This is a genomic window from Cupriavidus sp. FW305-27, assembly GCF_058787995.1.
This window is the reverse complement of the sequence record NZ_JBYTAG010000047.1, coordinates 12,316-35,722: the sequence shown is the minus strand read 5'-3', so window position 1 is coordinate 35,722 and position 23,407 is coordinate 12,316. Positions and strand designations below refer to the sequence as shown.

General features: G+C 68.4%; 17 protein-coding genes. 14 read left to right on the top strand and 3 right to left on the bottom strand.

The genetic code is table 11. From position 1 onward, the window contains the following. Window positions 1–294: 294 nt before the first annotated feature. The 7 genes from AC3WRI_RS21715 to AC3WRI_RS21685 all read left to right on the top strand — a co-directional run bounded on the left by AC3WRI_RS21715 (window position 295) and on the right by AC3WRI_RS21685 (window position 13,393). Window positions 295–3,693 carry a diguanylate cyclase gene (locus AC3WRI_RS21715; protein ID WP_011614657.1) on the top strand — a complete coding sequence of 1,133 codons (3,399 nt, stop codon included), beginning with the start codon at window positions 295–297 and terminating at the stop codon, window positions 3,691–3,693. Between the two features lie 200 nt (window positions 3,694–3,893). Beyond that, window positions 3,894–5,591 carry a urocanate hydratase gene (hutU, locus tag AC3WRI_RS21710; RefSeq protein WP_011614656.1) on the top strand — a complete coding sequence of 566 codons (1,698 nt, stop codon included), beginning with the start codon at window positions 3,894–3,896 and terminating at the stop codon, window positions 5,589–5,591. 82 nt (window positions 5,592–5,673) lie between these two features. After that, window positions 5,674–6,972, top strand: a complete 1,299-nt coding sequence (locus AC3WRI_RS21705; protein ID WP_439668595.1) for an MFS transporter — start codon at window positions 5,674–5,676, stop codon at window positions 6,970–6,972. Between the two features lie 608 nt (window positions 6,973–7,580). Next, complete coding sequence (locus AC3WRI_RS21700) at window positions 7,581–8,891, top strand: dicarboxylate/amino acid:cation symporter (RefSeq protein WP_010813062.1); 1,311 nt, start codon at window positions 7,581–7,583, stop codon at window positions 8,889–8,891. Window positions 8,892–9,057: 166 nt separating this feature from the next. Further along, window positions 9,058–11,007, top strand: coding sequence for a sensor histidine kinase (locus tag AC3WRI_RS21695; RefSeq protein WP_011614654.1), 1,950 nt, complete (start codon window positions 9,058–9,060; stop codon window positions 11,005–11,007). Continuing rightward, a complete protein-coding gene (locus AC3WRI_RS21690; RefSeq protein WP_010813064.1) occupies window positions 10,997–12,316 on the top strand; it encodes a sigma-54-dependent transcriptional regulator in 1,320 nt (439 codons plus the stop codon). Before AC3WRI_RS21695 ends, AC3WRI_RS21690 begins: the two co-directional genes overlap by 11 nt. Before the next feature lie 480 nt (window positions 12,317–12,796). Next, window positions 12,797–13,393 carry a helix-turn-helix domain-containing protein gene (locus AC3WRI_RS21685; RefSeq protein WP_010813065.1) on the top strand — a complete coding sequence of 199 codons (597 nt, stop codon included), beginning with the start codon at window positions 12,797–12,799 and terminating at the stop codon, window positions 13,391–13,393. A 46-nt stretch (window positions 13,394–13,439) separates the two neighbouring features. Here AC3WRI_RS21685 and ocd read toward each other — a convergent pair whose 3' ends face one another. Both ocd and AC3WRI_RS21675 read right to left on the bottom strand, forming a co-directional pair. Continuing rightward, window positions 13,440–14,525, bottom strand: coding sequence for an ornithine cyclodeaminase (ocd, locus tag AC3WRI_RS21680; protein ID WP_439671317.1), 1,086 nt, complete (start codon window positions 14,523–14,525; stop codon window positions 13,440–13,442). 35 nt (window positions 14,526–14,560) lie between these two features. Next, window positions 14,561–15,439: a dimethylarginine dimethylaminohydrolase family protein gene (locus AC3WRI_RS21675; RefSeq protein ID WP_439671316.1), complete on the bottom strand. Its 879-nt coding sequence runs from the start codon at window positions 15,437–15,439 to the stop codon at window positions 14,561–14,563. A gap of 163 nt (window positions 15,440–15,602) precedes the next feature. On the opposite strand from AC3WRI_RS21675, the gene AC3WRI_RS21670 reads away from it, so the two are divergent. From AC3WRI_RS21670 to AC3WRI_RS21640, 7 genes are all read left to right on the top strand, one after another. Further along, complete coding sequence (locus AC3WRI_RS21670; RefSeq protein WP_010813068.1) at window positions 15,603–16,022, top strand: Lrp/AsnC family transcriptional regulator; 420 nt, start codon at window positions 15,603–15,605, stop codon at window positions 16,020–16,022. 179 nt (window positions 16,023–16,201) lie between these two features. Next, on the top strand, window positions 16,202–17,341 hold the full coding sequence (locus tag AC3WRI_RS21665; protein WP_010813069.1) for an HPP family protein: 1,140 nt from the start codon (window positions 16,202–16,204) through the stop codon (window positions 17,339–17,341). A 584-nt stretch (window positions 17,342–17,925) separates the two neighbouring features. Further along, on the top strand, window positions 17,926–19,083 hold the full coding sequence (locus AC3WRI_RS21660; RefSeq protein WP_010811543.1) for an AI-2E family transporter: 1,158 nt from the start codon (window positions 17,926–17,928) through the stop codon (window positions 19,081–19,083). After that, complete coding sequence (locus AC3WRI_RS21655) at window positions 19,083–19,772, top strand: paraquat-inducible protein A (RefSeq protein ID WP_010811542.1); 690 nt, start codon at window positions 19,083–19,085, stop codon at window positions 19,770–19,772. The genes AC3WRI_RS21660 and AC3WRI_RS21655 overlap by 1 nt, the downstream gene beginning before the upstream one ends. Beyond that, entirely contained in the window at window positions 19,769–20,521 is a 753-nt protein-coding gene (locus AC3WRI_RS21650; protein WP_439668593.1) for a paraquat-inducible protein A, read from the top strand. The genes AC3WRI_RS21655 and AC3WRI_RS21650 overlap by 4 nt, the downstream gene beginning before the upstream one ends. After that, window positions 20,508–22,163 (top strand): PqiB family protein, encoded by a 1,656-nt coding sequence (locus AC3WRI_RS21645; protein ID WP_010811540.1) that lies wholly within the window; start codon window positions 20,508–20,510, stop codon window positions 22,161–22,163. The genes AC3WRI_RS21650 and AC3WRI_RS21645 overlap by 14 nt, the downstream gene beginning before the upstream one ends. Next, window positions 22,160–22,765, top strand: a complete 606-nt coding sequence (locus tag AC3WRI_RS21640; protein WP_492294060.1) for a PqiC family protein — start codon at window positions 22,160–22,162, stop codon at window positions 22,763–22,765. Before AC3WRI_RS21645 ends, AC3WRI_RS21640 begins: the two co-directional genes overlap by 4 nt. Here the strand turns inward: AC3WRI_RS21640 and AC3WRI_RS21635 are convergent. Continuing rightward, window positions 22,762–23,322 (bottom strand): nucleoside 2-deoxyribosyltransferase, encoded by a 561-nt coding sequence (locus AC3WRI_RS21635; protein WP_176844232.1) that lies wholly within the window; start codon window positions 23,320–23,322, stop codon window positions 22,762–22,764. The genes AC3WRI_RS21640 and AC3WRI_RS21635 overlap by 4 nt on opposite strands. Window positions 23,323–23,407 lie beyond the last annotated feature (85 nt).

Sequence of the window (23,407 nt, the reverse complement as noted above, 5' to 3'; positions counted from 1 at the left end):
AGGCCATGGCTGCATGATGGGCGCGGCGGGGCCGTGGCGCGATTACCCGTGAGGTTATGAACTGGCTTACCCGCATGCCTGACGGTCCCTACCAAAAAATCGCCCCCAGCACCAGTGCCAAGATAGCCCCCAACCTGCCCCCTGTCCTGCCAATGGCCGCGTCCTTATCCTCGCTACATTGCCCCTACGCTGGGCGGCATTCCGTCCCCGCATCCGGGGCCGTGCCGCCCGGGCGCGCCGGGCAAGCCGCCTCCTCCCACCCAGACGCACCGCCTTTTTGCATCGTTCTCGTCCATGACGCCCCACACGGCCCCGCCGAGCCACCAGGCCGCCAACGACCATCCTGCCCCGCAGCGCCGCTGGCTGCCCTTGCTGCTGGCCGGCGCCGGCTATTTCGTGCTGGCGGCGGCTGCGCTGTGGCTGGCGCGGCTGCCCGGTACCGTGGCGGCGGTGTGGCTGCCCAACGCCTTCGGGCTGGGCCTGCTGCTGCACCGGCCGCGCGCGGAGGGACCGTGGCTGCTGGCCGGCATGCTGGGCGCCAGCGTGCTGGCCAACCATGCGGCCGGCGACAGCGTCGCCACCGCGCTGATGCTGACCGGCGCCAACCTGGCCGAGATGCTGTTCGCGCTCGGGCTGCTGCGCCTGCTGGACCGGCATGCCGTCCTGGGGCGCCACGGTCCGCTGGCCGCCTTCGCGGTGATGCTGGCGGTGGGCGGCATCCTGGCGCCGGCACTGGGGGCCACCGCCGGCGCCATGGCCATCGCCGCGACCCATGGCACCAGCTTCGCCTCGGTCTGGTGGACGTGGTGGCAGGCCGACGCGCTCGGCATGGCGCTGTTGCTGCCGATGATGTTGTCGATGACGGAGGTGCGCGTGCGCGCCGCCGTCGCGCGGCCGGTGCTGGCGCCGCAGGCGGGCGCGCTGGCGCTGTGCCTGGCCATCGGCGCCTTTGCGCAGTGGCAGAGCCATGACCCGTTTGCCGCGATGTCGCTGCCGCTGGTGCTGGTGGCGCTGGCCGGCAATCCGTTTGCGACCGCGCTGCTGACGCTGGTGGCCACACTCTGCCTGCAGGCGCTGATGCTGCTCGCGCACCGCCATGAAGCAGTGCCGCTGTCGGCGGCGGTGATCATGGTGTTCCCGGTCTGCATCGCCTACCTGACCGAGCAGAACCGGCACGGCCGCGCCAGCCTGCGCAGCAGCGACAAGCGCTTTCGCCAGGCCATGGAGCATTCAGCCATCGGCATGGCGCTGGTCGGCATGGACGGCCGCTGCCAGACGGTGAACCGCGCCATGACCGAGCTGCTGGGCTACAGCGCGGCCGAGCTGCACGAGCTGAGCTACCAGCAGCTGACCCACCCCGACGACCTGACCGGCGACCTGCGCCAGGTCGACAACCTGCTGTCCGGCAAGATCGAGTCCTACCGCCTGGAAAAGCGCTACCGCCATAAGGACGGCCATTACCGCTGGGTTCTGCTGGCGGTGTCGCTGGTGCGCGACGAACAGACCGGCGAGCCGCAGCACTTCATCACCCAGGTGGAAGACATCCACGCGCGCAAGCTGGCGCAGCAAGAGCTGGAACGGCTGTCACGCCGCATCCAGCTGGCGGCTGAAGCCGGCGGCGTGGGCATCTGGGAGTGGGACTTCACCAGCGCCGGCGTCACCTGGGATGCGCGCATGCATGCGCTGCACGGCACCGACCCCGCGGGCGGCACGCCAGTGGTGGAGCAATGGATCGCGATGCTGCATCCGGACGACGTCAGCCGCGTCAGCGGCGAGATGCGCCAAGCCATCCGTGGCGAGGCGCCGTTCGATACCGAATACCGCATCGCACGCCCCGGCGGCGACGTGCGCCACGTGCGCGCGATGGCCATGGTCACGCGCACCGACGATGGCACCGCGCAGGCCCTGGTCGGCACCAACTGGGACATCACCGAGCAGCGGCGCCTGACCGAGGCGCTGTTCGAAGAGAAGGAACGCCTGCACATCACGCTGCGCTCGATCGGCGATGCGGTGATCTGCACCGATGCGGCCATGCACGTGACCTTCATGAACCCGATCGCCGAACAGCTGACCGGCTGGACCATGGCCAGCGCCACCGGCCTGCCGCTGGAGCAGGTCTTCCGCATCGTCGACGAAGCCACCGGCGACCCCATCCCCAGCCCGGTCGAAGCCTGCCTGCGCACGCTCGCGCCGGCTTACCTGCAGGACGGCGCCGTGCTGCAGAGCCTGACCGGCGAGCGCCACGACGTGCAGGACTCGGCCGCTCCCGTGCTGACCGCGCGCGGCGAGGTGCTGGGCGCGGTGCTGGTGTTCCAGGACATCACCACCGCGCGCGCGCTGCAGCGCGAGCTGGCGCGTTCGGCCATGCACGATGCGCTCACTGGCCTGCCCAACCGCACCTGGTTCGAGAAGCGCCTGCGCGAAGCCTGCGACGCGGCGCGGCTGCACGGCCACCGCGCCGCGCTGTGCTTCATCGACCTGGACCGCTTCAAGATCGTCAACGACACCGCCGGCCACGGCGCCGGCGACGTGCTGCTGCGCGAACTGGGCTACATGATCCGCAACCACGTGCGTCCCGACGACGTGCTGGCGCGCCTGGGCGGCGACGAGTTCGCGCTGCTGCTCAAGGACTGCACCGTCGACCAGGCCGAACAGGTCTGCCAGGGCGTGATCGACGCCATCCGCGGCCGCCGCTTCCCGTGGGAAGGACGCGTGTACGACATGGGCGCCAGCATCGGCATCGCCGCGATCGACCTGGACGTGCCCCCGGTCAGCGAACTGATGAGCCGCGCCGACGTGGCCTGCTACGCCGCCAAGGCCGCCGGCCGCAGCCGCGTCTCGGTCTACCGCCGCGACGAGAGCGATGCGCGCCGCCACCACCGCGAGCTGGAAGTCGCCGCCGGCATCCATTCGGCGCTGGAAGCGAACCGCTTCCGCCTGTTCGCGCAGGAGATCCGCGCACTGCAGCCGGAGGAGAACGAAGACGGCGCCGAACACTGCCATATCGAGATCCTGGTGCGCATGGTCGACGAGCACGGCGATCTGATCATGCCCGGTGCCTTCATTCCCGCCGCCGAGCGCTACGACCTGATGGGCCACGTCGACCGCTGGGTCATCCGCAACGTGCTGCGCGGCTACGGCGAACGCCTGGGCGCCGTGCCCGGGCTGTCGGTATCGATCAACCTGTCCGCCAACTCGCTCGGCGAGCCCTTCCTGCTGCCCTTCCTGCATGCAGAGCTGGAGGCCAGTGCGCTGCCCGCCAGCCGCATCCGGCTGGAGATCACGGAAACCGCGCTGATCAACAATATGGCCGCGGCCAACCGGCTGGTGACGGAGATGCGGCGCGCCGGCTGCACCGTGTCGCTGGACGACTTCGGCTCGGGCCTGTCGTCGTTTGCCTACCTGAAGCAGTTCCCGGTGGACTTCCTGAAGATCGACGGCAGCTTCATCCGGCAACTGGCCGACAACGCGGTCGACCGCGAGATCGTCAGCTCGATCAACGACATCGGGCACCGGCTGGGGGTGCGCACGGTGGCGGAGTGGGTGGAGGATGAACGCACCCTCGATGCGCTGCGCGCGATCGGGGTGGACTATGCGCAGGGGTATGTGATCGGGCGTCCGGTGGCGCTGGATGTGTTCCTTGCCGGATGCCGGCAGCGTGACGCGCAGGCCTCCCAGGCCGCCGGGTCGTGATTAGATCCGGCGCCAGTCACGAGGCCAGATGTCCGCCCTCCCCGGTGCTCCGCTTCCATTGTGACTAAAACGCCGTATTGAGGCTCATCCGTCCTACGGGATTACACCGATTCATACATGCCTGTATATACAGGACTATACATGCCTATGCATCGCCAAAAAAAGCGAGCGTTCCCGACTGCACGACCGAAGGAGTTCCCGTGACCAAGACCACCACCAACCCCACGCGTTTCCGCGACACCGAAATCCGCGCCCCCCGCGGCACCACGCTGACGGCCAGGAGCTGGCTCACGGAAGCCCCGCTGCGCATGCTGATGAACAACCTCGACCCCGAGGTGGCGGAGAACCCGAAGGAACTGGTGGTCTATGGCGGCATCGGCCGCGCCGCCCGCAACTGGGAATGCTATGACCGCATCGTGGAAGCGCTGACCCGCCTGGAAGACGACCAGACCCTGCTGGTGCAGTCGGGCAAGCCCGTGGGCGTGTTCCGCACCCATCGCGACGCGCCGCGCGTGCTGATCGCCAACTCCAACCTGGTGCCGCACTGGGCCAACTGGGAACACTTCAACGAACTCGATGCAAAGGGCCTGGCCATGTATGGCCAGATGACCGCCGGCAGCTGGATATATATCGGCAGCCAGGGCATCGTGCAGGGCACCTATGAGACCTTCGTCGAAGCCGGCCGCCAGCATTTCGGCGGCAACCTGAAGGGCCGCTGGGTGCTGACCGCCGGCCTGGGCGGCATGGGCGGCGCGCAGCCGCTGGCCGCCACGCTGGCCGGCGCTTGTTCGCTCAATATCGAATGCCAGCAGAGCCGCATCGACTTCCGCCTGAAGACCCGCTATGTCGACGAGCAGGCCACCGACCTTGACGACGCACTGGCCCGCATCGACCGCTACACCTCGCAAGGCAAGGCGATCTCGATCGCGCTGTGCGCCAACGCCGCCGAGGTGCTGCCCGAACTGGTGCGCCGCGGCGTGCGCCCGGACATGGTCACCGACCAGACCAGCGCGCATGACCCGCTCAACGGCTACCTGCCGGCCGGCTGGAGCTGGGACGAATACCGCGAGCGCGCGCAGCGCGAGCCGGCGGCGGTGGTCAAGGCCGCCAAGGCGTCGATGGCCGCGCATGTGCGCGCCATGCTGGCGTTCCAGCAGATGGGCGTGCCGACCTTCGACTACGGCAACAATATCCGCCAGATGGCCAAGGAAGAAGGCGTGGCCAATGCCTTCGACTTCCCCGGCTTCGTGCCCGCGTACATCCGCCCGCTGTTCTGCCGCGGCATCGGCCCGTTCCGCTGGGCCGCGCTGTCGGGCGACCCGCAGGACATCTACAAGACCGACGCCAAGGTCAAGGAACTGATCCCCGATGACGAGCACCTGCACCGCTGGCTCGACATGGCGCGCGAGCGCATCAGCTTCCAGGGCCTGCCGGCGCGGATCTGCTGGGTGGGCCTGGGCCTGCGCGCCAAGCTGGGCCTGGCCTTCAACGAGATGGTGCGCAGCGGCGAGCTGTCGGCGCCGGTCGTGATCGGGCGCGACCACCTGGATTCGGGCTCGGTCGCCAGCCCCAACCGCGAGACCGAGGCCATGCAGGACGGCTCCGACGCCGTGTCCGACTGGCCGCTGCTGAACGCGCTGCTCAACACCGCCAGCGGCGCCACCTGGGTTTCGCTGCACCATGGCGGCGGCGTGGGCATGGGCTTCTCGCAGCATTCCGGCGTAGTGATCGTGTGCGACGGCACCGATGAAGCCGCCGCCCGCATCGCCCGCGTGCTGCACAACGACCCGGCCACCGGCGTGATGCGCCATGCCGACGCCGGCTACGAGATCGCCGTCGACTGCGCGCGCGAGCAGGGCCTGGACCTGCCGATGCTGAACCACGCATCGCGCGACTGATCCCGCGGCCAGCAAGAGCCGTTCTGCCGCCGGGCCGCCGCGTGCGCCCCGGCCGGCGCCTTATCGTTTTACGGAGACACCCATGTCCATCGACACCACCGCCGGCGTGGCGGTCGCTGCGCCCCAGGCGCAACTGTCACGCACGCGCGCCATTGCCGCGATTACCATCGGCAATGGCCTGGAGTTCTATGATTTCGTCGTCTACAGCTTCTTTGCCACGCTGATCGGCCGGCTCTACTTTCCGGTCGACAACCCTACCGGGCAACTGCTGATGTCGTTCGCCACCTTTGGCGTCGGCTTCCTGATGCGCCCGCTGGGCGGCCTGCTGATCGGCATGTATGCCGACCGCGCCGGGCGCAAGCCGGCGGTGGCGCTGACCTTGTGGCTGATGGGGCTGAGCTCGCTGATCTTCGTGGTGACGCCGCCGTACGCGCAGATCGGCATCCTCGCGCCGGTGCTGGTGGTGGTGGCGCGGCTGGTGCAGGGCTTTGCCATCGGCGGCGAGATGGGCGCATCGACCGCGCTGCTGCTGGAATACGCCGATGACCGCACGCGTGGCTTCTATACCGCATGGCAGCCGTTCAGCCAGGGCCTGGCGGCGCTGCTGGGCGCGATCACAGGCCTGGTGCTGAGCAACGTGCTGGCGCCGGCCGAGCTGGAAGCCTGGGGCTGGCGCCTCGCCTTCCTGATCGGCATCCTGGTGATCCCGGTCGGCCTGGTGATCCGCCGCCGGCTGGAAGAAACCGCCGCGCCCGTGCGCCACGGCGAGCACGCCGCGCAATGGCCGCTGCTGCGCCGCCATGGCCGCGAGATCATCGCCAGCATCCTGCTGATGATCGGCCTGGCCTCTTCGACCTATATCGTCGTGTACTACCTCAGCAACTACGCGGTCAGCGTGCTGAAGATGCCGCTGTCGCTGGGCATCTGGGCCGCGTGCGTGGCGGCGCTGGTGCAGGTGGTGCTGTCGCCGTTCGCGGGCTGGCTGGCTGACCGCATCGGCCGCAAGACCGTGGTGCTGTGGTCGCGCGTGGCGCTGCTGGCAATGGTCTACCCGGCCTTCGTGCTGATCAACGCCGAGCCGTCGCTCGCGCGCCTGCTGGTGGTGGTGGGCTGCCTGTCGGTGCCAATGTCGATGACCGCGCCGGCCTCGATGGTCCTGGTCAGCGAGGTGCTGCCGCAGCGGCTGCGCGCCACCGGGCTGTCGATCGCGTATTGCGTGGCGATCGCGATCTTCGGCGGCTTTGCGCAGTATTTTTCGACCCGGCTGATCCAGGTCACCGGTGACGCCAATGCGCCCGCGCTGTATGTGATCGGCTGTGGCCTGGTATCGCTGATCGGCCTGGCAATGGTGCCGGAAACGCTGGGACGGCGGCTGAAATGAGTTCCCCGGCGCCTGCAAAGGGTGCTCCAAAGCCGCCCGAGCTAGCCTAAGCAAGGTGTTCTCCCTCTCCCCTCATGGGGAGAGGGTGGTTTGGCCAGGAACCACATCAAGCAAGGCCCTCGTTTTTTCCAGCCCTGTGACGCCGGCAAACGCCCCACCTTCCCCCGCTGCCAGCACCTCAAAACCCCGGGTTAACACCTAGAACGCCGTTCGGATTCCCGAACGGCGTTTTCGCATGCCGGTCCGGATTCCCGAATCTGGCGCCGGAATCACATCTTTTTCTCCTTTGTATTCAACAAGTTGCACAACTCCTGCAGCCCTTTCGGGCTGGCACGGCGCGTGCAATATAGGCCGCCGCTTACAGCGCCAGACGGGTATGCCGGCACGCCGCCCGGCGTCCCGGCCGATGCCAAAAACAAAGGAGGACACACACATGACCGACCCCGCCTTGCCCACCCCCTTCGCCACTCCGGCGAACCCACGGCACCTGTTGCCGCGCTGAACCACGACAAGGCCGGCCCGGCGCCCCGACATCGCCGCCCAGCCTTCCCGCAATACACAGACGCCCGTCCCTGCCACAGGAGACGGACGCACAGGCCTGATCCACGATGAAACTGAATCGACTGCCCACCCTGATCTTCATTGCGATGCTGCTCGGCGTGCTGGTCGGCACCGCCGCGCACAACATGGCGCCGGACGCCGCCACCGCCAAATCGATTGCGGACCACCTGTCCATCCTGACCGATGTATTCCTGCGGATGATCAAGATGATCATCGGCCCGCTGGTGTTCGCCACGCTGGTGGCCGGCATCGCCAGCATGGGCGATGGCCGCGCCGTGGGCCGCATCGGCCTGAAGGCAATGATGTGGTTCATTGGCGCCTCGATCACCTCGCTGCTGCTGGGCCTGGTGATGGCCAACCTGCTGGAACCCGGCCACGGCATGAACCTGCCGCTGCCGCCGGCTGACGCGGCCTCGAACCTGAAGACCGGCGCGCTGAACCTGCGCGACTTCATCGCCCACATGTTCCCCAAGAGCTTTGTCGAGGCCATGGCGCACAACGAGATCCTGCAGATCGTGGTGTTCTCGCTGTTCTTCGGCTTTGCGCTGGGCACGGTCAAGGACGGCGTGGGCAAGCCCGTGCTGCAAGGCATCGAAGGCCTCGCCACGGTGATGCTGAAGGTCACCAACTACGTGATGGCGTTTGCCCCGGTTGGCGTGTTCGGCGCCATCGCGGCGGTGATCACCGCGCAGGGCCTGGGCGTGCTGGTCGTGTACGCCAAGCTGATTGGCAGCCTGTACCTGGCGCTGGCGCTGCTGTGGGTGGCGCTGATCGCCGGCGGCTACTTCTTCCTGGGCCGTGACGTGTTCCGCCTGCTCAAGCAGATGCGCGCGCCGCTGATGATCGGCTTCGCCACCGCCAGCAGCGAATCGGCCTACCCGAAAGTGATCGACCAGCTGACCCGTTTCGGCGTCAAGGAGCGCATCACCAACTTCGTGCTGCCGCTGGGCTACTCGTTCAACCTGGACGGCTCGATCATGTACACCTCGTTTGCCGCGCTGTTCGTGGCGCAGGTGTATGGCATCGAGCTGTCGCTGACCCAGCAGATCACCATGCTGCTGGTCCTGCTTGTCACCAGCAAGGGCATCGCCGGCGTGCCGCGCGCCTCGCTGGTGGTGGTCGCCGCCGTGCTGCCGATGTTCGGCCTGCCGGAGGCCGGCATCCTGCTGGTGCTGGGCATCGACCACGTACTCGACATGGGTCGCACCGTGACCAATGTGCTCGGCAATGCGATTGCCACCGCCGTCGTCGCCAAAAGCGAAGACGCCATCGGCGCGCCGGTACCGTCCGAGGAGGATGAACCCGCCGCGGATACCACCACCGGCCTGGCACCTGCCCAGGTCCTCGCGGGCAAGTAATACCGTCCGCCAGGCGTGCCAGGGCCCGGTTGCCGATACGGCAACCGGGCCTTTTTGCATTCTGGCGCGGCACCGCCCCCCTGGTGTGGTAAAAGTAGGCACCCGCGCCGGCCCCTGCCCCTCTGGTCCGCGCGGCGGCTTTGCCACCTGCCTCACCCAACACCTGATGACCGGTCCGCTACACCCTCCCGGCGATACCACCCGCGCCACCGCACCCGCGTCCGCCGCACCCACCGGCTCGCGCTTGCCCCACGGCCTGCGCGGCCTTGCGCCGCTGCTCGCGCTGCTGGCGCTGGCCATGCTGGTGGGCCTGGCGGGCTCGCTCGGCTACCGCTACAGCTACGACACCGCGCTGGCGCGCCAGGCCGAACGCGGCCAGGTGCAGTTGCGGCTGTACACGCAGGCACTGGAAAGCGAGCTGGCGCACTACGACTACGTGCCCGGCCTGCTGTCGCTGGACGAGCGCATCGCCGCGCTGCTGCTGCGCCCGGACGACGCCGCCCGCGCGGCACGCGCCAATGACTACCTGAGCGCCCTCAATACGCGCGCCGGCACGCGCGTGATCTATGTGCTGGATGCGCACGGCAAGGTGCTGGCCAGCAGCAACTGGCAGCGCCCGGACAGCTACCTGGGCGAAGCGCTGAGTTTCCGCCCGTACTTCCAGGCGGCCATGGACGGCCAGCTGGGGCGCTTCTACGGCGTGGGCACCACCCGCAGCGAATCGGGCTACTACCTGTCGGCGCCGCTGGGCGAGCGCGACAACCCGGTCGGCGTGGCGGTGGTCAAGATTGGCCTGGAGCCGCTGGAGAACCGCTGGCAGGGCGCCGACAGCCAGATGCTGCTGACCGACGAGAACGGCGTGGTGATCCTGGCCTCGGACCCGTCATGGAAGCTGGCCGCGCTGCGCCCCCTGTCACCCGAGGCGCGCGAGCGCCTGATGCGCAGCCTGCAGTACAACCGCGCCCCGCTGCCGCAACTGCCGCTGACCCTGGTGCGCAAGCTGAACAACGGCAACGGCAGCAGCAGCGACGAACTGGTGCGCCTGCGCCGCGGCCCGCCGATGCTGGCGCAGCATGCCGCGCTGCCCGGCACCGACTGGCAGCTGACGCTGCTGACCAATACCTCGCAGGCACGCGTGGCCGCGCTCAACACGGCGGCGCTGGCCGGCGTGCTGAGCGCCTTCGTGCTGCTGCTGGGGGCGGCGTGGAACGTGCGCCGGCGCATCGTCAACGAGCGCCTGGCGGCGCGCGCCGCGCTGGAGGCGGCCAACAGCGAGCTGGAGCGCAAGGTGGCCGATCGCACCGCCGACCTGTCCACCTCCAACCAGCGCCTGCAGGCCGAGGTGGCCGAACGCATCCGTGCCGAGACCGTGCTGCGCCAGGCCCAGGACGGGCTGCTGCAGGCCGGCAAGCTGGCCGCCGTGGGGCAGATGTCGACCGGCATCGCGCATGAGCTGAACCAGCCGCTGGCGGCGCTGCGCACCATCTCAGGCAATACCGGCAAGTTCCTCGAGCGCGGCGACTACGCCACCGTGCGCGCCAACCTCGACACCATCATCGGGCTGGTCGAACGCATGGGCCGCATCACCGGCGCGCTCAAGTCGTTTGCACGCAAGTCCGGCAACGGCCGCCGCCAGGCCAGGCTGGCCGAAGCGGTGGACAACGCATTGTTCCTGCTGCAGACGCGCGTGGACGCGGTCCAACCCGCGCTGCAGCGCGATGTCGATCCGACGCTGGCGGTGGTGTGCGATCCCAACCGCCTGGAACAGGTACTGGTGAACCTGCTCGGCAACGCGCTCGATGCCCTCGCCGGCCAGCCCGCGCCGCGCATTGCGCTGCACGCGCACGTGGCGGGCGCCATGGTCCACCTGACCGTGCGCGACAATGGCGCCGGCTTGTCCGAGGAAGCCTTCGCACGACTGTTCGAGCCCTTCTTCACCACCAAGCCCGCCGGGCAAGGGCTGGGGCTCGGCCTCACGCTGTCGGCCGGCATCCTCAATGAAAACGGCGGCAGCCTGTCCGCCGCCAACCACCCGGACGGCGGCGCCTGCTTCACGCTGGTGCTGCCGCTGGCGCCGCACGACGCCAACCCACAGGACGCAAAGCATGCCGGCTGACCTGACTGTACTGATCGTCGAGGACGATGCCGACGTACGCCTGGGCTGCGAGCAGGCGCTGCGCCTGGAGGGCATTGCCACGCGTGGCGTGGGCAGCGCCGAGGCCGCGTTGCGCGAGGCCGGGCCGGGCTATGCCGGCGTGGTCGTCAGCGACATTCGCCTGCCGGGCCAGGACGGCATGGCGCTGCTCGCGCAACTGCGCGAGCGCGACCCCGCGCTGCCGGTGATCATGATCACCGGCCATGGCGACGTGGGGCTGGCGGTGCAGGCGATGAAGCAAGGCGCCTACGACTTCCTGGAAAAGCCGTTCTCGCCCGAGCAGCTGGTGGACGCCACGCGCCGCGCGCTGGAGCAACGCCGGCTCGCGCTGGAAGTGTCAGAACTGCGAGAACGGCTGGCGGGCCGCCAGAAGCTGGAAGCCCACCTGATCGGCCATTCGCCCACGGTCGAGCGGCTGCGCCGCCTGATCGCCGACCTGGCCGGCACCGACGCCAATGTGCTGATCCACGGCGAGACCGGCACCGGCAAGGAACTGGTGGCGCGCTGCCTGCATGAGGCCAGCCAGCGCCACGCGCGCAACTTTGTTGCCATCAACTGCGGCGGCCTGCCAGAACAGCTGTTCGAGAGCGAGATCTTCGGCCATGAAGCCGGCTCGTTCACCGGTGCCGCGCGCCGCCGCATCGGCAAGATCGAACACGCCGAAGGCGGCACGCTGTTTCTCGACGAGATCGAGAGCATGCCGATGCCGCTGCAGATCAAGCTGCTGCGGGTGCTGCAGGAACGCGTGGTGGAACGGCTTGGCTCCAACCAGCCGGTGCCGGTCAACACGCGCGTGGTGGCCGCCACCAAGGCCGACCTGCGCGCGCTCTCCGATGCCGGCCAGTTCCGCGCCGACCTGTATTACCGCCTGAACGTGATCACGCTGGAATTGCCGCCGCTGCGCGAGCGGCGCGAAGACGTGCCAGCTTTGTTCGAGCATTTCGTCGCGCAGGCCGCGTTGCGCTTCAACCGCGAGGCTGTGCCCGCGACCCCGGCCGAGCTGGCCGCGCTGGTAGCCTACCCATGGCCCGGCAATGTGCGCGAGCTGCGCAACCTGGCCGAGCGCCATGTGCTGGGGCTGGGCTGCAACCCCGGCCACGGCACCACCGCTCCCGAAGCCCTGCCGCTGGCGCAGGCAGTCGAGCAATTCGAGCGCGCACTGATTGCCGATGCCATGCGCCGCCACGACGGCAACCTGAGCCGCGCCAGCGAAGCCCTGGGCGTGGCGAAGACCACGCTGTTCGACAAGGTGCGCAAGTACGGGCTTTGAAGCGTGGCCGGGGAATCGGGAACAGTCGCGCCGGCCATGCCGCGCAATCTGTCATGTCACGACAGAACTCTGAAGCGCCCGCTGTATTCAGCGGATGCTTCAGAGCTGCGTCGAACCCCGGGGAACCACCGGGGCAGGACAATGTCTCCGTTACTGTCGTGCCTGCCTGCAAGCACCAATGTGCGTTAAACAACCAATACGCGATGGATTTATGTTTTTTCTTACAGATGGATTGGCGTTTGCGGCATATTATTGGCTTCCAGCAGATCCGAGTCTGAGATCTTCAATACGTCCAGAAAGTCGCTGATCGGCTGGAAATGAAAGAAACAACAAATTTATAAAGAAAGCCGTCCGGCCGGCGGGGGAGCGGGTCAGGACAAAGGGTCAGTCAACCATTGGCAGTGACAACCGCGCGGCGCATGTGCCTGGCGCCGCGGGCGCCGTCCCGGCGCGACTGCCTTCAGGACCACGGGTGATGGGATGAAACTGGATCCGGCACTGGCTGAAAAGCCTTATTACAGCACGCGTACAGCGGCAAAACTGCTTAACGTCTCTCTGGGCACCGTCCAGAAGATGGTCGAGCGCGGCGAACTTGGCGCCTGGAAGACCAACGGCGGCCATCGGCGCATCCACAAGGAGACCGTGCACCGCCTGCTGGCGACGCGCATCGGGCCGGAATCGGCGTCGCCGCACGGCCTGGACCTGGTGGTATTCCACCCCAACCACCAGGAAGCGCAGCGCATCCACGGCCAGCTTGCCAAGTGGGGGCTGCCGCTCAAGAGCGTGGTGGTCGACGATGTGCTGGACACCGTCATCACCTCGGTCAGCGAGCATCCGCGCGTGGTGCTGTACTACGTCGACGAACTGAACGACGCCGAGTCGGCCACCATCGAGAAGCTACAAAATTTCTTTGCCAGCCAGCACGTGATCTTCGCCGTGATCACCAACCGCCAGGCCTATGAAGGCGTGGCCGATGCCCTGCAGCACTGGGGCATCATGGTGTTCCTGAAGACGCCGTCGCTGGAAGAGGTCAAGGGCTTCCTGCGCGCCCAGCTGATGATGGGCCGCACCGCCTGAGCACGGCTGCGCCGGGGCCATGCCGGCCCCGGCATCGCTTGCAGCCTCAGGCCACTGCCGCCTGCCGCGGCGTTGCCAGCCCGGCTTCGTCGCCGTCGGCCTGCGCCATCATCCAGCCGTACAGGTTGCGCGGATCCGGCGGCATCGCCACCAGCTCAACCGCCCTGCCCGCCCGGTGCGCCTGCGCTGCGGTGTAGAGCCAGCGCAGCGCGGCGTAGTCTTCCAGCGCAAACCCAACCGAATCGAACACGGTCACCTCGTCCGCCGCCGCGCGGCCGGGCGCGTGGCCGGCCAGCACCTGCCACAGCTCGGTCACCGGCGCGTCGGCCGGCAACTGCTGGATCTCGCCTTCGATGCGCGTCTGGTCTTCGTATTCCACCACGATGCGCGCGCGGCGCAGGATATCGGGGTGCAGTTCAGTCTTGCCGGGGCAGTCGCCGCCAACCGCATTAAGGTGCATGCCGGGCCGCACCATTTCCGGCGTGAGGATGGTGGCGCGAGTCTTGTCGGCGGTGGCCGTGGAGACAATGTCCGCCCCGGCCAGCGCGGCCTCGATCGATTCGGCACGCCGGATCGAAAGTCCGGGTACGCCACCAAGGTTGCGCATCAGCCGTGTGGTGGCGGCGGGATCGATGTCATAGGCGGCGATCTCGCGCACGCCCAGCATCGCCTGGAAGGCCAGCACCTGGAACTCGGCCTGCGCGCCGTTGCCGATCAGCGCCATCGTCGCCGCACCGGGCCGCGCCATGGCGCGCGCCGCCAGCGCCGAGGTGGCCGCGGTGCGCAGCGCAGTGGCCAGCGTCAGGTCAGCCAGCATCAGCGGGAAGCCGGTTTCCACCTCGGCCAGCAGGCCGCAGGCCATCACCGTCGGCATGCCATGCTGCGCATTGCGCGGATGGCCGTTGACATACTTGAACGCATACTGGATGCCGTCGCTGACCGGCATCAGCTCGATCACGCCACGCGCGGAATGGCTCGCCAGCCGCGCGGACTTGTCGAAGTCGTGCCAGCGCAGAAAGGCCTGCCGGACCTGCCCGGCCAGGTCCACGATGGCGGCCTGCGGGCCGATGGTGGCCACCAGCCGGGCCACGTCACTGGCGTCCAGGAACAGGGATCGGGCGGTGCTTTTCATGACCGTCTCCTTGGCTGTCTGTGCGATGCCTGCACTCAGGCCGCCACCGCGGCGATGCCCGGCCCGCTGCGGCGATCCAGGCGCAGCGTCATGCAATAGGCGCCACCGCCGGACAGCATGAAGGGCGACAGGTCGACCTCATGCAGCTGGTAGCCGCGCCGGCCCAGCTCGGTGCGCAGGTGCGGCGTGGTGCGGGTCATCACCACCTGGTCGTCGAGATTGACGGCATTGACGCTGAAGTGGCGCAGGTCGTCGGCGCTGGCCTCGATGCGCAGCCGCGCCGGCACGCGCGCGCGCAGTTCGCGCAACGCCGCTTCGCTGAAGGCCGGCGGGTAGTACAGCACCTCGCCGCCGGAAAGCGGGCAGAAGCAGACGTCCAGGTGGTAGCTCTGCTCGGTGGCCAGTTCCAGCGCCACCACGTCCTTGCCGAAGTAGTTCGACACCGCGACGGCTGCCTCATGCGACGAGCGCGGACCGAACCCGGCCCAGAAGTGGCCGCGGCCGGCATCCCAGATGCAGTCGCCCGCGCCTTCCTGGAAGCAGCCCTCGGGCAGCAGCGCGACTTCGTCGAGCAGGCCGCGTTCGCGCAGCCTGCCGAAGATGTCGGCGAACGGCGCTTCTTCACCACGGCGTTGCGGGTAGCGAAAGCGCGCCAGCAACGCGCGGCCATCGAGCACCACCGCGGCGTTGGCCGGGAACACCATGTCGGGCAGCCCCGGCGCGCCGGGGGCCACCTCGACCGCAAAGCCGGCCCGGCCCAGCGCCTCGCGCAGCGCGTCGAACGACTGCATCGCGCTGCGGTGCATGCCGCGCGGGTCGCGTGCCCAGGCAGCCGGGTCCATCCACGGATTGATGCTGTACGACACGTCGTAGAAGGTCGGCTCGACCAGCAGGATCGTGGGGGAGTGGGTCACGGGGGCTCCTTTTTTGATGGCAGGTTTCGGGAAATCAATCGCTCGATTGAATTCTCGGGCAAGCTGGTGTTAACTAATAGCCAGCAAATTGCGCAATTTGCGCGAGGCATTTATCAAAATGCCAGCGTATGCTGGCGCTTTGAAAAGACTGTTTGCCCACCCCATGGATGCCACCGACCACCAGTTGATTTCACTCCTGCGCGACAACGCGCGCATGCCGGTCACGGCGCTGGCGCAGGCGCTGCGCGTGTCGCGCGCGACCGTGCAGAACCGCATCGACAAACTGGAACAGGAAGGGGTGATCGTTGGCTACACGGTGCGCCTGCGGCCCGAGGCCGAAGCGCACCGCATCCGCGCCTGGATGACGATTGCCGTGGAAGGCAACAAGGCCCGCACCGTGCTGCAGGCGCTGCGCGGCGAACCCAATGTGCAAGCGCTGCATACCACCAACGGCCGCTGGGACATCATTGCCGAGCTGCGCGCCGACACACTGGAAGCGTTCGACCGCGCGCTGGACCGGATCCGGCTGATCGATGGCATCAGCGCCACCGAGACCAGCATCCTGCTGTCGACCTACAAGTAAAGGGACCCGCCCAGGTCCCGGCGCTTCCCACCACCGGCAGGCGCGCCACGCCCAGTGCCGCCATGCGCTTGTGCGGTGCATCACGCCCCACGATTGGGATGCGCTGCACCAAAGGCGGCCAAATATATCACCCCGTGATATATTACGCGCACCATTCCAAAGCGCCCCCCGTCACAAGAATGCCAACCGCCCCCGCTGTCGCTGCCCTGGCGCAGAATGCCCGTGCATGGCTGCGCACATTCGTTCCGCTACCCGTTGCCGCCAGCCGCAAGGAGCGCCTCAAAAGCTGCCTGGGCGCCCTGCTGGGCCTGCTCTGCACTGAATGGATCAGCCACCAGACCTTGGGCGGCTTCAACCCCTGGTTTGTCGCGCCGATGGGGGCCTGCGCGGTGCTGCTGTTCGCCGTGCCATCATCGCCGCTGGCACAGCCCTGGTCAGTGATTGGCGGCAACCTGATTGCCGCGGTGGTCGGCGTGGCGTGCGCGCGCTGGATCCCGGACCCTGGCCTGGCCGCAGCGGTCGCAGTGGCCGTCTCCATCGCCCTGATGTTCCAGTTCCACTGCGTGCACCCGCCCAGCGGCGCGGTGGCCATCACCGCCGTATTCGGCGGGCCGGCGGTCAGTGCGCTGGGCTTCGGCTTCGTTGCCGTGCCCGTGCTGTTCAATTCGATGCTGCTGCTGATGATGGCGCTGGCCTTCAACAACCTGTCGCGGCGGCGCTACCCGCACCGCCCGCCCGAGCCTGCCATGCAGCACGGGACCAAGGACGTGCCGCCATCCCAGCGCGTTGGCGTCACCCGCGCCGACCTCGATGCTGCGCTGAAGGTGCGCGGCGAATTCCTGGATATCGAAGAAGACGACCTCGAACAGATCCTGGTGGCCGCGCAGTTGCGCGCCTACCGGCGCCACTTCGGCAACGTGCTGTGCGGCGAGATCATGTCGCGCGACGTGGTCATGGTGACCCCGGACCAGCCTGCACATGAGGCCGGGCACCTGCTGTCGCGGCACCGTATCAAGGCCCTGCCGGTAGTGGACGCCACCCGGCGGCTGGTAGGCATCATCACCCAGAGCGATTTTTTTGCGGCGCAGCGTGATACCGGTGCGCGGCGGCTGGCTGGTACCGTGCGGGACCTGATGACACGCGCCGTTGTCACCGCCCGACCCGAGCAGCCGATGGTGGAGTTGGCCCAGGCATTCTCGGACGGCGGCTTGCACCACGCGCCGGTGATCGACGACCACCGGCGCGTGGTGGGGATGGTGACGCAGTCGGATCTGGTGGCTGCACTGCTCAAGAGTGGGGTGATGGCGGTGCCGGATTGAGGGCACCCGGACATCGCATCAACGCCTTTGGCTGCGCCCCGCGCAAGCGCAGAAGAAACCGACGATGCACTTTGAGCCCGCGCAGCAGCCGTAGGCGTCCCCGCGATGCCGCTCGCAGCAGGCGGCCTGCGCCCTGCATGGGGATCGTTCAATAGTGGGTTAACGCAGGCACTGCCGCTGACTCACATGGCGTAGCAGGGTCGAACGGGCAACCACGCCGGAACGGCAAGCACCACCGTGCGAACCACCAACACCCTGGAATTGATTGCCGGCCGCTCAGGCGACGCGTTTTTTGGTTACTTTTTGTCGCTCGGACAAAAAGTGACTCGCCAGCTACGCCGGCGAAACAGCCACGCCGACCAAGCGCCACATACCGACCGCTAGCAAAAAGCCCTGACACCCACCCGCTATCCACCGTCACAAACCTATGGCACTGTGCCCCCACGAGGGGGAACACGCCGCACGCAGCGGCCCACCGCCATAGTGACGACTAACCCACCGCCCCCCTTCCGCATCGCCCCACCCAACGTAAGCTATATTTACGCCGTTCCCGTCACACCGACGGGACCAAGGGAGATCCATCCATGAGTTCCGGCCAGTTAATTGAGAAGATCGCAGCCGTCTTCGCACTGATCGTGCTGATCGGCGGCTCGCTGCTGGTGCTCGCGCCGTTCACCACCGCGCTGCTGTGGGGCGCGATCCTGGCCTTCAGCTCGTGGTACCCCTACACGGTGCTGTCGCGCTGGCTGGGCAACCGGCGCAGCCTGGCAGCGTTGATCTGCGTGCTGCTGGCCACCGTGGTGGTGCTGGGTCCGTTCGTCTACGCCGGCGCCAGCTTCTCGGCGCACCTGGACGAGCTGTCCGCGCTGGTTGACCGCTATAGGGAACACGGCATCCCGCAGCTGCCGGCCTGGCTGAGCAGCCTTCCCTATGTCGGCTCCTACCTGCAGAACTCCTGGAACAGCGTCATCAATGCCGATTCCGAGATGGTCGCCAACCTGCGCAAGCTGATCGCCCCGGTTGGCCACATGCTGCTGGGCGCCGGGCTGTCGATCGGCGCCGGGCTGGGCCAGCTGGCGCTGTCGATCATCCTGGCGTTCTTCTTCTACACCGGCGGCGAGCTTGCCATTGCCTGGTTGCGCGCGGGCATGCACCGCATCGCCGGCGAGCGCGCCGACCACCTGCTGGAGCTGGCCGGCAGCACCGTCAAGGGCGTGGTCTACGGCGTGCTGGGCACGGCCTTCATCCAGGCCGTTCTGGCCGGCATCGGCCTGTGGATCGCGGGCGTGCCGGGCGCTGCCATCCTTGGCTTCGTGACCTTCTTCCTGTCGGTGATCCCGGTCGGCCCGCCGCTGGTGTGGCTGCCGGCCGCGCTGTGGCTGTACCACACCGGCGCCACCGGCTGGGCCATCTTCCTGGTGGTATGGGGCGTGGGCGTGGTCAGCATGGCTGACAACATCGTCAAGCCGCTGCTGATCAGCAAGGGCACCGGCATGCCTCTGATCTGGATCATGCTGGGCGTGCTCGGCGGCGCGCTGGCGTTCGGCTTCCTGGGCGTGTTCATCGGCCCGACGCTGCTGGCAGTGGCCTATGCGCTGCTGCGCGACTGGACCATCGGCTCGCAGGCAGAGGTAAAGCAAGACCTGAAGCAGAGCGAGGCACTGGCGGCCGCGCCGCCGGCGCCGGCCGTGGTCGACAACCCCGACGTCCCGCCGGCCACGACCGGCAAGCACCCCGGCTGATGGCAGGACACGACGCGCCCGGCGCGCCCGCCACCCCGGACCTCTCGCCGGCCATGCTGCACCGGCTGGTGGCATGCGAATACTGTGACGCGGTCTACGAACGCACGCCGATCTCGCCCGGCGAGCGCGCGCTGTGCCTGCGCTGCGGCGGCCAGCTCTACCGCGAAAGCCGCCGCCAGTATCAACGGCTGCTGCCGCTGGTGATCACCGCGCTGATCCTGTTCCTGGTCTCAAACGCCTACCCGATCGTCGAGATGGACCTGCAGGGGGTCCGCACCCAGACCACGCTGCTGGGCGCCGTGCAGGCCCTGTACACCGACAAGATGGGGCTGGTGGCGGCACTGGTGTTCGCCACCACCATCCTTTTTCCTCTGTCCGAAATGCTGATGATGGCCTATCTGCTGGTGCCGATGGCGCAGCACCGCATGCCCGCCGGCTTCGACCGCATCGTGCGCGGCATCCGCCAGACCCGGCCCTGGGGCATGATCGAAGTCTTCATGATCGGCGTGCTGGTCACGCTGGTGAAGCTGTCCAGCATGGCGCGCGTGCTGCCCGGCATCGCGCTGTGGTCGTTCGCGGCGCTGGTGATCGTGCTGGCGGCGATGTTGTCGTTCGATCCGCGCGACCTGTGGCGCCATCTGGAAACACCCGATGACAACGCCGCGGCCGCGGGCGAGGAAGGCCGATGACGGACCAGCCGCAACCGCCGACGCAGCGTCCCCGCCAGCCAGGCGGCCGCCTGGCCCGCCCGCGCCAGCTGGCGCGCGAGGTGGTGGCCGAACTCACCGACGACGACGAGCGCAGCCCGCTGCCGCAGGTCCCGACCGCCAGCCGGCTGGGCCTGCTGTCGTGCCACGCCTGCGACCTGGTCAGCCCGCGCACACTGGAGGGCGAGCCCTGCCCGCGCTGCGGCGCCACCCTGCACCATCGCAAGCCCGACAGCCTGGCGCGCACCTGGGCTTTCCTGCTGGCCGCCTTTATCCTCTATATTCCCGCCAACGTGCTGCCGGTAATGGTGACCCAGTCCATCCTCGGCACGCAGCAGGACACCATCCTGTCCGGCGTGATCTACCTGTGGCTGTCCGGCTCGCACATGCTGGCCGGGCTGGTGCTGATCGCCAGCATCATCGTGCCGCTGCTGAAGATGGTGATCCTCACCTTCCTGCTGCTGTCCGTGCATTTCCGCTCGACCTGGCGGATCCGGCAGCAGACCCGGCTGTACGGGCTGGTGGAGGTGATCGGCCGCTGGTCGATGCTCGATATTTTCGTGGTGGCGCTGCTGGCCTCGCTGGTGCGGGCCGGGGCGCTGGCCACCATCATCCCAGGCGGCGGCGCCATGGCCTTCGGCGCGGTCGTGGTCATGACCATGCTGGCCTCGCTCAGCTTCGATCCGCGCCTGCTGTGGGATTCGCTGGAAGACAACAATGCCCGACACTGACAACCAAGCCTCCACACCCTCGGGTTCGCCCCCGCCGGCACCACCGGGCCTGCCGCGGCCAGAACGCCGGCGCCGCGCGCGCTGGCTGCCCTCGCTGGTCTGGCTGATCCCGATCGTCGCCGCGGTGGTCGGCATCTCGCTGCTGGTGCATACGCTGACCTCGCGCGGGCCGGAGATCACGGTCACCTTCCGCACCGCCGAGGGCCTGACGCCCGGCAAGACGGCGGTGCGCTACAAGGACGTCGACATCGGGCTGGTCAAGTCGGTGCGGCTGGCACGCGACCGCTCGCATGTGGTGGCGTCGATCGACCTGACCAAGGACGCCGAGAACTTCGCCGTGGCCGACACCCGCTTCTGGGTGGTGCGCCCGCGCTTTGCGGCCAGCGGCGTGTCCGGGCTGGAGACGCTGCTGTCGGGCGCCTATATCGGCGTGGACGCGGGCAAGTCGAATGAATCCGCGCGCGACTTCAAGGGGCTGGAAGTGCCGCCGGTGGTGACCACCGATGCCTCCGGCAAGCAGTTCGTGCTGCGCGCCTCCGAGCTGGGCTCGCTCGATATCGGCTCGCCGGTCTACTACCGGCGCGTGCTGGTGGGCCAGGTGGTGGCCTACCAGCTCGACCCCAACGGGCGCGACCTCACGCTGCGCGTGTTCGTCAACAAACCCTATGACAAGCTGGTCACCGCCGACACGCGCTTCTGGCATGCCAGCGGCGTCGACCTGAAGCTCGATGCCGGCGGGCTCAAGCTGTCGACGCAGTCACTGGTGACGGTGCTGCTGGGCGGCGTCGCCTTCCAGGCGCCGGACCACACCACCGCCACCGACGCCGCAGCCGAGAACACGCAGTTCCTGCTGGCCAACGACCAGGCCGAGGCGATGAAGGAGCCGGAAGAACTGGCGCCCACGCTGGCGGTGCTCAATTTCGACCAGTCCGTGCGCGGGCTGTCGCCGGGTGCACCGGTGGATTTCCGCGGTGTAATCGTGGGCCAGGTGCGTTCGATCGGCATCGAGTACCAGCGCGACAAGAAAGCGTTCCGCATGCCCGTGGTGGTGGAGCTGTACCCGTCGCGCATGGGCTTCCGCGAACGCGATGTCGAAGACCGCGAGCGCGCGCGCAAGATCATCCAGGGGCTGCTGCAGCGTGGCATGCGCGCGCAGCTGCGCACCGGCAACCTGCTCACCGGCCAGCTCTACGTGGCGCTCGACTTCTTCCCGAAGGCACCGCCGGCCAAGGTCGACCTGGACGCGCCGATCCCGGAATTCGCCACCACGCCTGGCACCTTCGACCAGCTGCAGGCGCAGGTGGGCGATATCGTCAACCGCATCGACAAGGTGCCGTTCGACCAGATCGGCCAGGACCTGCGCACCACGGTGGCCAGCCTGAACAGGACACTGGCAACCGCCGACAAGCTGGTGCAGCAGCTCAACGGCGACGTTGCGCCGCAGGTGCTGGCCGCGCTGCAGGATGCGCGCAAGACGCTGACGGCGGCCAACGGCACGCTGGCCTCGGACGCGCCGCTGCAGCAGGACACGCGCCGCATGCTGCAGGAGCTGACGCGCACCGCCACGTCGCTGCGCACGCTGACCGATTACCTTGAACGCCACCCTGAAGCGCTGCTGCGCGGCAAGCCGGAGCAAGAATGATGAAGCGCCTTTCTATCACCAGCCTCCTCGCCGGCGCGCTGACCGCGGCCGTGCTGGCCGGGTGCGCCTCGCCCGAGCCGCGCTACTACACGCTGGCGCAGGGCGCGGCCGCGCCGCTGCCGGCCACGACGACGCCGGCATCGACCAACACGCTATGGCTGGAAGTCGCGCCGGTGCGCGTGCCGGAGCGGCTCAACCGCCCGCAACTGGTGGTGCGCGATGGCGGCGACGCCGGCCTGCGCCTGCTGGACCTGGCGCGCTGGTCCGCGCCGCTGCCCGACGAGCTGCGCGACGCGCTGTCGCAGCGCCTGCAGGCCACGCTGGGCGCGGTCGACACCTACCAGCAGGGGATGTCCGACGTGCAGCCGCTGTACCGGATCACCACGGAAGTGCTGCGCCTGGATGCCGACGTGGGCCAGCGTGCCGGCGCCACCATCAACTGGACCGTGCGGCGGCTGCCTGACGGCAAGGTGGTCAGCGGCCGCACCCAGGCAGAGCTGCCGGCGCCCGGCGCGGTCGATGGCGTCGTGGCGGCGTACCGCGAGATCGTCGCCACCACGGCGGCCGATATCGCGGCCGGGGTGCTGTCGCTGCAGCGCTAGTCGTCGCCCCACGCGGCCGCGTCGCGCTCGCGGCGCGCGGCCGCTTCAGCCGCGCGCCGGTGAATCGCCTCGGCCATCGCCGCCAGGCACTCGGCCGCCCCACCCTGCACCAGCTTCGCCGAACACGCCAGCATCAGGTTCTTGCCCAGCCCGAAATCCTCCACCACGAAGCCGCGCGCATCCAGCGGCGCACCATCCTCGTCGGTGGCCACGGTGACGCGCTCGCGCAGCGTGCCCGCATCCGCGCTGTAGGCCCAGACCGGCTTCTGCAGCGCCACCGCAAAGCCCACCTCGAACGCGGTGCCGGAATCCGGCTCGCCCGGTCCGCGGAAATCGTCGAGGTTGGCCATCACCATGTCGGCGCGCCGCAGCAGCGCAAGATTGGCGTCATAGATCCAGCGCGCGGTGTCGGCGCCCGACAGGCCATCGGGCGCGGATTTGTCGAGCGGATACAGGCCGCTGAAGCCGTGCGCCGCGCACAGCGACTTGAGGTGCTCGCCCCAGGCGCGCGCATCCTTGCGAAAGACGTCGAAGCCAGCCAGGTAGATGGTTTTCATGGCACGTGAAGTGGGGCAACAGGGATCAGGATCGCAGCATAACCCGCCGCCCGCGGGCGCGATACCACCGGCCTGCATGAACATC

Bases quoted from the DNA above. Each gene is read 5' to 3' on its own strand.
- AC3WRI_RS21715 (WP_011614657.1), top strand. From the start codon at position 295: ATGACGCCCCACACGGCCCCGCCGAGCCACCAGGCCGCCAACGACCAT.
- AC3WRI_RS21705 (WP_439668595.1), top strand. From the start codon at position 5,674: ATGTCCATCGACACCACCGCCGGCGTGGCGGTCGCTGCGCCCCAGGCG.
- AC3WRI_RS21700 (WP_010813062.1), top strand. From the start codon at position 7,581: ATGAAACTGAATCGACTGCCCACCCTGATCTTCATTGCGATGCTGCTC.
- AC3WRI_RS21695 (WP_011614654.1), top strand. From the start codon at position 9,058: ATGACCGGTCCGCTACACCCTCCCGGCGATACCACCCGCGCCACCGCA.
- AC3WRI_RS21690 (WP_010813064.1), top strand. From the start codon at position 10,997: ATGCCGGCTGACCTGACTGTACTGATCGTCGAGGACGATGCCGACGTA.
- AC3WRI_RS21685 (WP_010813065.1), top strand. From the start codon at position 12,797: ATGAAACTGGATCCGGCACTGGCTGAAAAGCCTTATTACAGCACGCGT.
- ocd (WP_439671317.1), bottom strand. From the start codon at position 14,525: ATGAAAAGCACCGCCCGATCCCTGTTCCTGGACGCCAGTGACGTGGCC.
- AC3WRI_RS21670 (WP_010813068.1), top strand. From the start codon at position 15,603: ATGGATGCCACCGACCACCAGTTGATTTCACTCCTGCGCGACAACGCG.
- AC3WRI_RS21665 (WP_010813069.1), top strand. From the start codon at position 16,202: ATGCCAACCGCCCCCGCTGTCGCTGCCCTGGCGCAGAATGCCCGTGCA.
- AC3WRI_RS21660 (WP_010811543.1), top strand. From the start codon at position 17,926: ATGAGTTCCGGCCAGTTAATTGAGAAGATCGCAGCCGTCTTCGCACTG.
- AC3WRI_RS21655 (WP_010811542.1), top strand. From the start codon at position 19,083: ATGGCAGGACACGACGCGCCCGGCGCGCCCGCCACCCCGGACCTCTCG.
- AC3WRI_RS21650 (WP_439668593.1), top strand. From the start codon at position 19,769: ATGACGGACCAGCCGCAACCGCCGACGCAGCGTCCCCGCCAGCCAGGC.
- AC3WRI_RS21645 (WP_010811540.1), top strand. From the start codon at position 20,508: ATGCCCGACACTGACAACCAAGCCTCCACACCCTCGGGTTCGCCCCCG.
- AC3WRI_RS21640 (WP_492294060.1), top strand. From the start codon at position 22,160: ATGATGAAGCGCCTTTCTATCACCAGCCTCCTCGCCGGCGCGCTGACC.
- AC3WRI_RS21635 (WP_176844232.1), bottom strand. From the start codon at position 23,322: ATGAAAACCATCTACCTGGCTGGCTTCGACGTCTTTCGCAAGGATGCG.